14 protein-coding genes are annotated in these 12,690 nt (G+C 59.6%); 8 read left to right on the top strand and 6 right to left on the bottom strand.

Features of this window, described 5'->3' with window-relative positions; all coding sequences use genetic code 11:
- Nucleotides 1-70: 70 nt before the first annotated feature.
- The 3 genes from GOW09_RS16860 to GOW09_RS16850 all read left to right on the top strand — a co-directional run bounded on the left by GOW09_RS16860 (nt 71) and on the right by GOW09_RS16850 (nt 4,135).
- Nucleotides 71-226, top strand: a complete 156-nt coding sequence (locus GOW09_RS16860; protein WP_171119713.1) for a hypothetical protein — start codon at nt 71-73, stop codon at nt 224-226.
- 62 nt (nt 227-288) lie between these two features.
- Nucleotides 289-1,554 (top strand): diaminopimelate decarboxylase, encoded by a 1,266-nt coding sequence (gene lysA / locus GOW09_RS16855; RefSeq protein ID WP_171119712.1) that lies wholly within the window; start codon nt 289-291, stop codon nt 1,552-1,554.
- 37 nt (nt 1,555-1,591) lie between these two features.
- A complete protein-coding gene (locus GOW09_RS16850) occupies nt 1,592-4,135 on the top strand; it encodes a TIGR02302 family protein (protein WP_371808057.1) in 2,544 nt (847 codons plus the stop codon).
- A gap of 3 nt (nt 4,136-4,138) precedes the next feature.
- Here the strand turns inward: GOW09_RS16850 and GOW09_RS16845 are convergent, their stop codons facing one another.
- A complete protein-coding gene (locus GOW09_RS16845; protein WP_171119711.1) occupies nt 4,139-4,879 on the bottom strand; it encodes a zinc-ribbon domain-containing protein in 741 nt (246 codons plus the stop codon).
- Between the two features lie 181 nt (nt 4,880-5,060).
- Between GOW09_RS16845 and GOW09_RS16840 the strand changes: the two genes are divergently transcribed.
- Genes GOW09_RS16840 through GOW09_RS16825 form a run of 4 tightly spaced genes read left to right on the top strand, consistent with a single transcriptional unit; the run spans nt 5,061 to nt 7,966 of the window.
- Nucleotides 5,061-5,738 (top strand): cell division ATP-binding protein FtsE, encoded by a 678-nt coding sequence (locus tag GOW09_RS16840; protein WP_152456816.1) that lies wholly within the window; start codon nt 5,061-5,063, stop codon nt 5,736-5,738.
- Nucleotides 5,735-6,634: an ABC transporter permease gene (locus tag GOW09_RS16835; protein WP_152456817.1), complete on the top strand. Its 900-nt coding sequence runs from the start codon at nt 5,735-5,737 to the stop codon at nt 6,632-6,634. The genes GOW09_RS16840 and GOW09_RS16835 overlap by 4 nt, the downstream gene beginning before the upstream one ends.
- Nucleotides 6,634-7,377, top strand: coding sequence for a 1-acyl-sn-glycerol-3-phosphate acyltransferase (locus GOW09_RS16830; protein WP_171119710.1), 744 nt, complete (start codon nt 6,634-6,636; stop codon nt 7,375-7,377). The genes GOW09_RS16835 and GOW09_RS16830 overlap by 1 nt, the downstream gene beginning before the upstream one ends.
- Nucleotides 7,361-7,966 (top strand): pyridoxamine 5'-phosphate oxidase family protein, encoded by a 606-nt coding sequence (locus GOW09_RS16825; protein WP_171119709.1) that lies wholly within the window; start codon nt 7,361-7,363, stop codon nt 7,964-7,966. Before GOW09_RS16830 ends, GOW09_RS16825 begins: the two co-directional genes overlap by 17 nt.
- Nucleotides 7,967-7,986: 20 nt before the next feature.
- On the opposite strand, the gene GOW09_RS16820 is transcribed toward GOW09_RS16825, so the two are convergent.
- Entirely contained in the window at nt 7,987-8,580 is a 594-nt protein-coding gene (locus GOW09_RS16820; RefSeq protein WP_171119708.1) for an NAD(P)H-dependent oxidoreductase, read from the bottom strand.
- 104 nt (nt 8,581-8,684) lie between these two features.
- Here GOW09_RS16820 and GOW09_RS16815 point away from each other — a divergent pair, with 104 nt between their 5' ends.
- Nucleotides 8,685-9,263, top strand: coding sequence for a TetR/AcrR family transcriptional regulator (locus GOW09_RS16815; protein WP_171119707.1), 579 nt, complete (start codon nt 8,685-8,687; stop codon nt 9,261-9,263).
- A gap of 21 nt (nt 9,264-9,284) precedes the next feature.
- Here the strand turns inward: GOW09_RS16815 and GOW09_RS22810 are convergent, their stop codons facing one another.
- The 4 genes from GOW09_RS22810 to odhB all read right to left on the bottom strand — a co-directional run bounded on the left by GOW09_RS22810 (nt 9,285) and on the right by odhB (nt 12,688).
- Nucleotides 9,285-9,413, bottom strand: coding sequence for a hypothetical protein (locus tag GOW09_RS22810; protein WP_256367778.1), 129 nt, complete (start codon nt 9,411-9,413; stop codon nt 9,285-9,287).
- Nucleotides 9,414-9,440: 27 nt separating this feature from the next.
- Nucleotides 9,441-10,829: a dihydrolipoyl dehydrogenase gene (gene lpdA / locus GOW09_RS16810; protein WP_171119706.1), complete on the bottom strand. Its 1,389-nt coding sequence runs from the start codon at nt 10,827-10,829 to the stop codon at nt 9,441-9,443.
- A 72-nt stretch (nt 10,830-10,901) separates the two neighbouring features.
- Complete coding sequence (locus GOW09_RS16805; protein WP_152456823.1) at nt 10,902-11,171, bottom strand: hypothetical protein; 270 nt, start codon at nt 11,169-11,171, stop codon at nt 10,902-10,904.
- Between the two features lie 2 nt (nt 11,172-11,173).
- Nucleotides 11,174-12,688 carry a 2-oxoglutarate dehydrogenase complex dihydrolipoyllysine-residue succinyltransferase gene (gene odhB / locus GOW09_RS16800; protein ID WP_171119705.1) on the bottom strand — a complete coding sequence of 505 codons (1,515 nt, stop codon included), beginning with the start codon at nt 12,686-12,688 and terminating at the stop codon, nt 11,174-11,176.
- Nucleotides 12,689-12,690 lie beyond the last annotated feature (2 nt).

The following is a 12,690-nucleotide window of genomic DNA, read 5'->3' as shown; positions in this document are numbered from 1 at the left end:
CATCGGTTTTGTATCCACCAACGTGAGGTGGCATGTCGGTGCGCATGCCATCCAAAGAAAAGATACTGAAATGAGAACACTAGGACTGATTCTGGTATTTGCGGCTTTGACGGCTTGCGAACCTACATCGGCAAGACGCCCGGAACCTGCGGCAGAGCCCAAGCAATCGGGCACCGGAGTTTCGATCTCGGGCTATGGCCGGGTTGGAGTTTCGACCCGAAATTAAACTTGGTCGATGGGTTCGGAATCCATTGATTCGAAGCCATCTTCTGGTCTAAGCGCGCAGACATGGATCATTTTCTCTACCGCGACGGCGCGCTTTTCGCCGAGGATGTCCCTGTCTCCGAAATCGCTGCCGCGGTCGGAACGCCGTTCTATGTCTACTCCACCGCGACCTTGCTGCGGCATTTCCAGCTGTTCGACGATGCGCTTGACGGCACGGACCACCTTGTCTGCTATGCGATGAAAGCGGCCAGCAATCAGGCGATCCTGAAAACTCTGGCACAGGCGGGCGCGGGGATGGACGTGGTCTCGGGCGGGGAATACCTGCGCGCCAAGGCAGCGGGCGTTCCGGGCGACAAGATCGTGTTCTCTGGCGTGGGCAAAACGGCGGATGAGATTCGTACCGCGCTGACCGGCGGCATCCGTCAGTTCAACGTCGAATCCGAGCCCGAGATGGAAGTGATCAATGCCGTTGCACTGGAATTAGGTGTGGTTGCTCCGATCACGGTCCGGGTGAATCCGGATGTGGATGCCAAGACCCATGCCAAGATCGCGACCGGCAAGTCCGAGAACAAATTTGGAATTCCGATATCCCGCGCCTCGGACGTCTATGCGCATGCGGCCAGCCTGCCGGGGCTGGAGGTGATCGGCATCGACGTCCATATCGGCTCGCAGCTTACGGAACTCGAGCCATTCGAGCTGGCCTATACGAAAGTGGCCGAACTGACCGAGCAGTTGCGGGCTGAAGGCCACAACATCCGCCGTCTTGACCTGGGCGGTGGATTGGGCATCCCCTATACCCGCTCGAATGACGCGCCGCCGCTGCCGGTGGAATATGGCGCGTTGATCAAGAAAACACTGGGCCATCTGGGCTGTGAGATCGAGATCGAGCCGGGCCGCCTGATCGCAGGCAATGCGGGGCTGATGGTCAGCAAAGTGATCTATGTGAAGTCGGGCGAAGGCCGTGATTTCCTGATTGTCGACGGCGCCATGAATGATCTGATCCGCCCGGCGATGTATGAGGCGCATCATGATATCGTCGCGGTGCAGGAACCGGCGGCAGGCGTGGAGCAGCAAGCCTATGACATCGTGGGCCCGGTTTGCGAATCCGGTGACACTTTTGCCAAACAACGCAGCATGCCGCCGCTGAAATCGGGTGACCTGATCGCCTTCCGCAGCGCGGGTGCCTATGGCGCGGTGATGGCCAGCGAGTACAATACCCGCCCGCTGATCCCCGAGGTTCTGGTCAATGGTGATCAATTTGCAGTCATTCGTGAACGACCAAGCTTTGACGAAATCATAAACCGCGATACCATACCTTCATGGCTTTGACGCGATGACCGCGCGGGCCTAACCCCGGAGGCCCGTCTTGTCCGACCGTTCAAACCTGCCCATTCCGCGCCTGTCCGTTTGGCTGACCCATGTCGGCATGGTGGCTGAACAGGTGTTGCGCGCGTTCTGGCCGGCATTCTCGATTGCACTTGTTCTGCTTGCGGCATTGATGCTGGGGCTTCAAGATGTTGTTTCCGTGGAAATCGTCTGGGCAGTTGGCGCGCTGTCCCTGGGGTTGTTGTTGACGGCCGCGGTGCTTGGCCTGAGGGGTCTCAAGTTGCCCTCGCGCGCCGACGTTTTGGTGCGGCTGGATGAGACCTTGCCGGGACGCCCAATTCAGGCCTTGATGGATGATCAGGCTATCGGTGCGGCCGATCGGGATTCCGTGGCGCTGTGGCAAGCCCACAAAGACCGGATGGCGCAACGGGTCGCAACGGCCGAGGCCGTGAAACCAGATCTTCGGCTGGCATCGCGAGATCCTTATGCACTGCGCTACGCGGCGTTGCTGGCTTTTGTCGTGGCGCTGGTTTTCGGCTCATTGTGGCGCGTGGGGTCTGTGGCGGACATGGCCCCGGGCACTGCCGCCGCCGGGCAAGGGCCGACTTGGGAAGGATGGGTCGAACCCCCGCGCTATACGGGCCTTCCAACGCTGTATCTTGCGGACCAAACGGATGCAGAGCTTGCCGTTCCCAAAGGCAGCCGCGTTACCTTGCGGCTGTATGGTGAGGTTGGGGCACATAGCCTGACGGAAAACAGCTCGGCCCTGGGGGCCGAGGCGGCGACCGACCCCGAGCAGGAGTTCGTGGCAGAACGTTCTGGCCAGTTGCGCATCGACGGGCCAGCGGGGCGGGAATGGGCCGTTGAGATTATTGACGACACGGCACCACAGATAGCCGTGGCTGGATCGGCTGAGGCCGAAGCGGGCGGGCAGATGAAGCTGCCATTCGTCGCAGGAGATGACTATGGTGTGGTTGCAGGCTCTGCCTTGATCGAACTGGATCTGGCTGCCGTTGAGCGCCGCTATGGTCTGGCAGCAGAGCCCGAGCCACGCGAAGCGATCGCAGTTGAACTGCCTATGCCGATCACCGGCGATCGCGCGGATTTTGCAGAAGATCTGATCGAGGACTTCTCGCAACACCCGTGGGCGCATTTGCCGGTCCGGATTACTTTGATGGCCACGGACGCGGCGGATCAGCAATCGTCTTCCGAACCTTATGTGACCGACCTTCCGGCCCGTCGGTTTTTTGATCCGCTGGCCGCAGCGGTGATTGAACAACGGCGCGATCTGCTGTGGTCGCGGTCCAATGCGCCTCGGATCGCGCAACTGCTGCGGGCTGTATCTCATCTGCCAGAGGATCTGTTTCGTTCGGAAACTGCCTATTTGCGTCTGAGGGTCGTGCTGCGGCGGCTAGAGACCTTTGATCAATACGGGCTGAAACCCGAACAGCAGGCAGAGATCGCCCAGGCCCTCTGGGATCTTGCCGTGTTGATCGAGGACGGCACGCTTGCGGATGCGCTGGAACGGATGCGGCGCGCGCAGGAACGTCTGACCGAAGCAATGAAGAACGGCGCCAGCGACGAGGAAATCGCGGAACTGATGCAGGAATTGCGCGAAGCGACGCAGGATTACCTCCAACAACTGCAACGGTTGGCCCAGCCAAACGGCGAAGATGGCGAGCGTCAGCAGGGCCAGAACGGCGAGTCCCTGCAAATGACGCAGGATGATCTGCAACGCATGATGGACCGCATTCAGGAGCTCATGGAACAGGGCCGAATGGCTGAAGCCCAGCAGGCGCTGGAAGAGTTCCAGCAGATGATGGAAAACATGCGTGTGACTCAGGGCCAGAGCGGTGGGCAGCAGTCCGAAGGTCAGCAGGCCATGGAAGGTCTTGCGGAAACTCTGCGCGAGCAACAAGGTCTGAGCGATCAGGCCTTCCGTGATTTGCAGGAACAGTTCAACCCGGGCGCTCAATCCGGTGAAAGCCAGGGCAATGAGGGACGCAATGGCGGGCAAGGCCGGGGGCAAAGCCACGAAGGTCAGGGCGGTCAGGGGGAAGGCTCGGATCAGGCTGGCGAAGGCCAGCAGGGTCAAGGCACACTTGCGGATCGGCAGCAGGCGCTGAGAGATGAGTTGAGCCGCCAGCAACAGGGGTTGCCCGGTGCCGGTACGCCCGAAGGCGACGCCGCGCGCGAGGCGCTGGATCGGGCCGGGCGCGCCATGGACGAGGCGGAACAGGCCCTGCGTGGGGATGATCTGGCCGAAGCCATCGACCGGCAATCCGAGGCGATGGAAGCCCTGCGCGAAGGGATGCGTTCGCTGGGTGAGGCGATGGCGCAGAACCAGCAGAATCAGCCGGGTCAGGGAACGCAGGATGGCGACATGCAAGCCAACAACCGCGATCCGCTGGGCCGCAACCCCGGTGCCGCCGGTTCGATTTCAACAGATGAGAATTTGCTGCAAGGCGAAGACGTGTATCGCCGGGCGCGGGAACTGCTGGATGAAATCCGGCGCAGAACCGGGGAATCGGACCGCCCCCAGATCGAGCTGGAATACCTGAAACGTTTGTTGGAGCGGTTCTAGACCTCAGTTCTGGGCACCGGATCCAGCCTGTGCCTCAAGCCAGATACGCGCCTGATCCACAAGCGACACGTATGAGCTCAGCAACGGGTCGGCCTGAGGGACTGCTTCGCTGATCTGTTGGGCATTTCCATAGATCAAATACAGAACCACGCCGATGATCAGCATCAACGCGAAGCCGCGTAGGAATCCGCCCGATTTACGGGGTGGCTGCGGGACCTCTTCCGGCTCATCTGATCGCATGGTCGAATTGATGGCTTCGACATCCGGCAGCGCGTCTTTCTGCCCGGCATCGACAGCGGTTTCCGAAGCCGAAGGCCGCTTGGGGCGCACCTTGGGTTCTGGCGGCGTATCCAGCCCCAGATCGGGCTGGCTTTCGAGGCTGCTGCCTTCCTGCGCCCGCAATTCCGCTTCGCGGGCAGCTTCCTCTCTCAGAATGCTGGCGACGGACGGATCGACATTCCCGGTGGGCGCGGCGGGTTCATCAACTTCTGGCTTGTCTTCGGATACCGCTTCTTCAACAGGTTCCGGTTCAACGTCCTGCGGAGCGTCGACCACGTCGGGCGATGCGTCATCCTGTTCAGGGGTTTCCGCTTTTTCGTCCGGTGCCTCTGCGGCTTCGGCAGGGTGCTTCGCTTGGAACCAGGTCTGATCGCAGTTGGAACACTGTACGTCGCGGCCTTCCTCGGGGATGACCTCGTCAGGAACCTCGTACTGCGCGCTGCAATTCGGACATGTAAGACGCATGCTGCCTCCTCGGCCGGGCGAAGGGCCGATAATAGTTTTTTCAGGAATGATATTCGGTTAAGACCCAACAGCAAAGAGCGTTTTCGGTTTCGCAGGTCAAGTGTCACCAATTGGACTCGGTAGAGCCATTGAAACCATCACCATGCTCGGGCAAGAAGAGCGGCAAATAACGGGGGCACGTGTGATCGAGCTGGAAAATGTCAGCTACACCTATGGTGGCGGTGAATTGCTGAGTGATGTCTCGGTACAATTGCAGCCGGGTTCGTTTCACTTTCTGACCGGGCCTTCCGGGGCGGGCAAGACCACGTTGCTCAAACTGTGCTATGGTGCCCTGCTGCCGAGCTCGGGGCGGTTGAGCGTGTTTGACCAGGATATTTCAACGCTTGATCGCGACCAGCTGGCCGTATTGCGTCGCCGCGTTGGTGTCGTGCATCAGGATTGTCAGTTCCTTGACCACATGACGCTTGCAGAAAACGTCGCTTTGCCGCTGATGGTGTCCGGGCGTTCGGAAACATCCGAGCAGGAAAACCTGACCGAGCTGCTCAGCTGGGTGGGTCTTGGCGCCAGGCTTGAAGCGCTCCCGCCTGAACTGTCCGGCGGCGAGCGGCAAAGGGCCGCTCTGGCCCGCGCCGTCATATTGTCGCCTGACGTGGTTTTGGCGGATGAGCCGACAGGCAATGTTGACTGGGAAATGTCGCAACGGCTGCTGCGTCTTCTGATCGAACTGAACCGGATGGGCAAAACCGTCCTGATCGCCACCCACGATCTGAGCCTGATCCGCGCGGCCAAAAGCCAGGTACAGGCCCGTGTCTTGCGTATTTCGCAGCGCAAGCTGCAACTGGCGGGGGCGGATCTATGATCAGTCCTGACCTCAGAAATCTGTTGCGCGGTGACAAACGGGCAGACCGGGTTGTTCCCCCAACGGGATACACGGCGCACCTGACCCTTTTTGTCGCGGGTGCGATGGCGTTTCTTGCGGTATTCGCCCTGGCCCTGTCTCTGGCGTCGGGGCGCATTGCGGATCGCTGGGCCTCGGAACTGGCCGGCGCCGCAACCCTGCGCATCAACGCCCCCGCGGAACAGCGCGCAGCCCAGACCGAGGCCGCGCTGACCGTTCTGGGCCAGACGCCTGGCGTGGCCTCGGCCCGTGCTTTGACGCAGGAAGAGCAGGCGGCGTTGCTTGCCCCGTGGTTCGGGCCGGATCTGCCGCTGGATACGCTGCCCGTGCCGCAGCTTATCGAGATCATTGAAACCGAACCGGGCATCGACGTGGCTGGGTTGCGTTTGCGACTGGGGGCCGAAGTGCCGGGCGCCGTGCTGGATGATCATACGCGGTGGCGGGAGCCTTTGGTTGATGCGGCGATGTCCCTGCGTCGTCTGGGGTGGATTTCGATCCTGCTGATCGGAGGTGCGACCGCTGCCATGATTACCCTTGCCGCCAACGCGTCGCTTGCCGCAAATGCCCAGATCATCGAAGTGCTGCGCCTGGTCGGTGCACGCGATGGGTTCATAGCGGGCGCATTCGTAAGGCGGTTTACATATCGCGCATTCTTTGGGGCATCGGTCGGTACATTGCTGGGCATGACCGGTGTTCTGATGCTGCCCGAAGCCTCGGAATCGGGTGGTTTTCTGGCTGGCGTCGGCTTTCAGGGCAAAGACTGGGCGTTGCCGGTTCTTATTCCGATCCTTGGTGCCATGGTCGCGTTTTTTGCCACCTGGGCTGCGGCCCGACGCAAATTGAAGGAGCTTTCCTGATGTTGATGGCTGTTCAATGGGTTCGGTCATTGATCTTCATGATCGTGATCTACGCCTGGATGCTGATCCTTGGCATTGTCTTTCTGCCCTATGCACTGTTTTCCAAGGCTGGCGCCCTGAGGGCGTGCAAGACCTACGCGCGCAGCACCATGTGGCTGGCTCGTTGGATGGTTGACATTCGGTGTGAAGTGCGGGGTACGGTCCCAACGAATGAGGTGGTCATAGCCGCAAAACACCAGTCGTTTCTTGATATCATCATCATTTTTGATGCCATTCCGCACGGCAAGTTCATCATGAAGCGTGAGCTTTTGTTTACTCCCGTCATTGGAATGTATGCGCGGCGACTTGGCTGTATTCCGGTCAATCGCGGCAAGCGCGGTGCTGCCGTGACCAAGATGGTCAAGGATGTATCGAAAGAGTTTTCGGAACCCGGGCAGCTTGTGATCTACCCGCAAGGGACACGTGTGGCGCCCGGTGCGAAGAAACCTTACAAGGTTGGAACAGCCGTTCTTTACGAAGGGCTCGGCTTTCCCTGCGTTCCGGTCGCGACGAATGCTGGCGTTTTCTGGCCCCGAACGGGTGTCATGCGCAAACCGGGCCTTGCGATCGTCGATTTCCTCGACCCAATCGAGCCGGGTGTTGGCCGGGACGAATTCCTTGCCCGGCTGGAAGATGTGATAGAAACACGTTCCAACGAGTTGATGCGGGAAGTGGGGTTTGATCCGGATGGAGCACATTCGTGACATTGAAACGCTTGAAGCTTTGTATGGTCGGCCCGGTGCTCCGTCCTTGCGAAAGGTCGTTCATCAACTGACGCCTCTCTATCGAAAGTGGATCCTTGCATCGCGCCTCTGTGTGCTCAGCACAGTCGGCCCTGAAGGTGTGGATGGCAGCCCTCGGGGCGATGATGGCCCGGTGGTTAAAGACCTGGATGCGAATACGCTGGCTCTGCCGGACTGGCGCGGCAACAACCGTCTGGACAGTTTGCGCAATATCGTGCGCGATCCACGTGTTTCGCTGATGTTCCTTGTTCCGGGGTCCAACAACGTCGTTCGGGTGAACGGGTTGGCGCGGGTAACGGCGGATGAGACCCTGCGGCATCAATTCGAGAAGGCCGGCAAACGCCCAGCGACCGTTATCGTCGTTGAAATCGCCGAGATATACAGCCAATGTGCCCGTGCTCTGATCCGGGCGCGCATCTGGTCAAGCGGTGATGAAAGCGGCAATCTTCCCACGATCGGTCAGCTTCTGTCCGAGGCAACAGACGGTGTGGAAGGCGGCGCGCAATATGACGAGGAATGGCCTGCACGCGCCGCAAAAACGATGTGGTAGATGTGGGTGTCGGCTGTGGTTCAAACCGCAGCGGCCCCGATCCTGGATACTTTTTCCACCCAGCGATCTACGCTGCCGGGCTTGGGATAGCTTGCACCGGAAAAATAGGTGAAACGGGTTGGTTTGAAGCCGACGAACCCAAGAATCTGGTCCCGTACCTGACGGATTAGCGCCTGCCGGTATATCAGGCGCATGAACCATCCCGGCGTGTCTGACGTCAGGATGACGCGCGCGGTGCGCCCTGTCAGCATCGGGGCCGGAAACCCGATTTTGGTGGTGTTCCGTGTGTCAAAGGTTCGCCCCGGAATGAACATTCGATCGATCAGTCCTTTGAGTTTGGCTGGAAGGCCGCCCCACCACATGGGGGTGGTCAGTACCAGATGGTCGCTCCACTCAAAGTCCTGAAGCACTTGTTCCAGAACCGGCTCAAGCGGTTTGAAGTCGTGATAATTGCCCTGACCGAAATCAAAATCGAACTGCAGATCGCTCAGATGAACCAGCCGTACATCGTGCCCGTTTTTGCGGGCCGCGTCTCTGTATGTTTCGGCAAATGTGCGTGACAGGCTGCTTTCTGCGGGGTGTCCGTCAAGGATGAGAATCTTTTTCGTTTGCATCGGGTATCTCCTGAAAAAGTGACCGTGGTCAATTTATAGAATCAAAAAGTGACCACGGTCAATAAAAAATTTGACCACGGTCAGAAATTATGCGATTGAGCCGTATGCAAAAGACAATTCAGAAACGTACGATCAAGACCCGCGCCAAGCTTCTCTCGGCCGCTGAAGAGGTCATCCGCAATGGCGGATATGAAGCGTTACGGGTGGAAGAAGTCGTAAAGGCCGCAGGGGTCGCGAAGGGCACTTTTTTCGCGCATTTTCACGACAAGGATGCGCTGATGGAAATTTTGATCGCAGACAAGCTGAACGCCTGTCTGGATCAGGCCGAGGCTGGAACACCACCCAAAACTGTTGCAGAAATCGTCACTGCGCTGGAACCGGTTCACAGTTTCATGACGTCCGAGCGATATGTATTCGATCTGTTGATCAGGTATTCCGGTGCGACGGCTGTCGCCGAAATAGGACCGGTGGCCTATTGTTTTGAGCGATACTTCCGCGTCGTGATGCTGTGGCTCGAACATGCAGAGGTCCGCAAGGATGTGCCACCCGAGTTATTGGCCGAAGGTGTGCAGGCCTTTGCCATTCAGGCCATGTCACTAAGATTCTGCGCGTTGCATTCCGCGACGACATTCACCGACAGGTTGGAGACCTATCTGGATGCCTGGTTGACCCCGACAGGCTGATCGCTGTCGGGATCAAGGTTGTCAGCTGGGGATCGGGCCGTCGCCGCAAGCCAGTGCGGCCTCGCGTACAGCCTCGGAATAGGTCGGATGCGCGTGGCAGGGTTTGACGTGGTTCGGCGCAGCCGATGAAAGGTCCGGTGGACCTTTCACGCGTCAAACGGGCGGAGCCCGACCTGCCTAACTGTGGATCGGACCATCGCCGCAAGCCAGTGCGGCCTCGCGCACAGCCTCGGAATAGGTCGGGTGCGCGTGGCAGGTCAGGGCCAGATCCTCGGCGGATGCGCCGAATTCCATCGCCACGCAGACCTCATGGATCAGATCGCCTGCTGCGGGGCCGATGATGTGGCAGCCCAGGATACGGTCGGTTTCCTTGTCGGCCAGGATCTTGACGAACCCGTCAGAGGCAAAGTTGGCTTTGGCGCGGCCGTTGCCCATGAACATGAACTTGCCGACCTTGTAGGCACGGCCTTGTTCTTTGAGCGTCGCCTCGGTTTCACCGACATTGGCGACCTCGGGCCACGTATAGATCACACCCGGAATGACACCATAGTTTACATGGCCATGCTTGCCCGCAACCTGTTCCGCGGCGGCCATGCCTTCATCTTCGGCCTTGTGCGCCAGCATCGGGCCTTCGATCACGTCACCGATGGCATAGATCCCCGGTACGTTGGTTTGCCAGTCCGCACCCACCTTGATCTGGCCGCGCGGGGTCATCTCGACGCCCAGAGCGTCCAGCCCCAGACCATCGGAATAAGGTTTGCGCCCGGTGGCCACCAGCACGGTATCGGCGTCGATCACATGCTCGCTGTCGTCCTTGAGCAGCTTGTATGTCACTTTGGCCTTGGTCTTGGTTGCTTCGGTTTTCTGCACCGCGGCACCCATGATGAAATTCAGCCCCTGTTTTTTGAGGATACGCTGGAATGTCTTCTGTACTTCCGGGTCCATGCCCGGCGTGATTTCCTTGAGGAACTCGATCACCGTCACCTCGGCACCCAGGCGGCTGTACACCGAACCCAGTTCCAGCCCAATCACACCCGCGCCAATCACCACCATTTTCTTCGGGATCTTGCCCAGAGACAGCGCGCCGGTTGAGGTCACAACGACTTTCTCATCCACTTCGACACCGGGCAGCGAGGACGGTTCGGAGCCTGACGCAATGATGATGTTCTTGGTTTCATGGATTTCATCGCCAACCTGAACCTTGCCGGCCGCAGGGATCGAGCCCCAGCCTTTCAGCCAGTCGATCTTGTTCTTCTTGAACAGAAACTCGATGCCCTTGGTGTTGCCCTCGATCACCTCATCTTTATAGATCTGCATCTGTTTCCAATCGACCGAAGGGCTTTTGCCCTTCAGGCCCATCTTGGCAAAGTTGTGTTCGGCTTCATGAAGCTGGTGCGAGGCATGCAGCAGAGCTTTTGACGGGATGCAGCCCACGTTCAGGCAAGTGCCACCCAGCGTTTCGCGCCCCTCGACTACAGCGGTTTTCAAGCCCAGTTGAGCGCAGCGGATCGCGCAGACATAGCCGCCGGGTCCGGCGCCGATTACGATGACGTCATAGTTTGCCATTACATTCTCCTAAACCGACCGGACGATCCGGCGCTTTTCCGACCCGATCTGGCGGGTCGGGAATATCTATTGTCAAACAGGTTCCAGCAGCTTGATCGAGATATGCGCAATGCCGCCTCGTTCATGGTGCATTGCCAATTCCTCGGATCCGAAAAATGCCTTGGCCTTGTCCAGGTTGATCACCTCGAACATCGCGATCGCATGGTCCTTCTGATCGGGATCGCGCCAGACATGCAGGTCGCGGATACCCGCGGCCTTGCGCATCGGCTTGTCCTCGCGGAACACTTTCAGCCAGGCGTCGAAATCGGCCACATCGGCCTGCCAGAGTACATGTGTCGCCATGGTTAAAGATCCATCAGCAGGCGGCGCGGATCTTCAAGCGCCTCTTTCACGCGAACCAGGAAGGTTACCGCGCCCTTGCCGTCAACAATGCGGTGGTCATAGGACAGCGCCAGATACATCATCGGGCGGATCTTGATCTCGCCATTGATGACCATCGGCCGTTCCTGGATCTTGTGCATGCCCAGAATGCCCGACTGCGGTGGGTTCAGGATCGGCGAGGACATCAGCGAGCCGTAAACACCACCGTTCGAGATTGTGAAGGTACCGCCCTGCATCTCGGCCATCGAAAGTTTGCCATCGCGGGCGCGCTTGCCCTTTTCGGCGATGGCTTTTTCAATGGCTGCAAAGGACATGCTGTCCGCGTCGCGAATGACCGGAACCACCAGACCCTGCGGCGTGCCGGCAGCAACGCCCATGTGAACGAAGTTCTTGTAGACGATGTCGGTGCCATCGATCTCGGCATTGACCTCGGGCACTTCTTTCAGGGCATGGCAGCAGGCCTTGGTGAAGAAGGACATGAAGCCTAGGCGCACACCGTGCTTCTTCTCGAACTGGTCTTTGTACTGATTGCGCAGGGCCATGACCTCGGTCATGTCCACCTCGTTATAGGTGGTCAGGATCGCGGCGGTGTTCTGCGCATCCTTCAGGCGCTTGGCGATGGTCTGACGCAGACGGGTCATCCGTACACGCTCTTCGCGGGCTTCATCTTCAGCAGCAACCGGTGCGCGCGGAACCTGAGCAACGGGCGCCGGCGCAGCCGCCGCAGGTGCGGGGGCCGAAGCAGCCGCGACCGCCTTGGCTACATCTTCCTTCATGATGCGACCATCGCGACCGGTGCCGGTGACCTGGTCGGCTGACAACCCGGCTTCGGCCATCGCCTTTTCGGCAGACGGCGCATTTGCAACATCCTTGCCGGTGCTTGCCGCAGCAGGAGCCGCAGCAGCAGCTGCCGGTGCAGGGGCTGCGCCTGCGGCCGCGCCCGAGATGACTGCCAGCTTTGCGGTTGCATCAACGGTTGCACCTTCCGGCGCGACGATTTCCGCCAGAACACCCGCAGCCGGGGCGGGTACCTCGACCGAGACTTTGTCGGTTTCCAACTCACACAGCATCTCGTCCTGCGCGACGCTGTCGCCGACTTGCTTGAACCAGGTCGAAACAGTCGCCTCTGTCACGGATTCGCCAAGCGTGGGCACCATCACGTCAACCGACCCGCCCGATGCAGAGGGTGCGGCCTCGGGGGTTGCTGCGGCTGTTGTCGGGGCAGGCGCGGCTGCACCTTCACCGGCAGCAATCGTCGCCAGCAGAGCATCTACACCAACCGTGTCGCCTTCGGCGGCCACAATCTCACCCATCACGCCGGATGAGGGAGAGGGCACTTCGACCGTCACCTTGTCAGTCTCCAGCTCACACAGCATCTCATCCACGGCGACTGCATCACCGGGCTTTTTGAACCATGTTGCAACAGTGGCTTCGGTGACCGACTCGCCAAGCGTGGGAACACGAACTTCAATCGTCATCG

The organism is Ruegeria sp. HKCCA5463, assembly GCF_013034175.1.
Classification (GTDB): Bacteria; Pseudomonadota; Alphaproteobacteria; order Rhodobacterales; family Rhodobacteraceae; genus Ruegeria.
The sequence above is the reverse complement of the archived record's forward strand: the minus strand, read 5'-3'. Positions and strand labels throughout refer to the sequence as shown.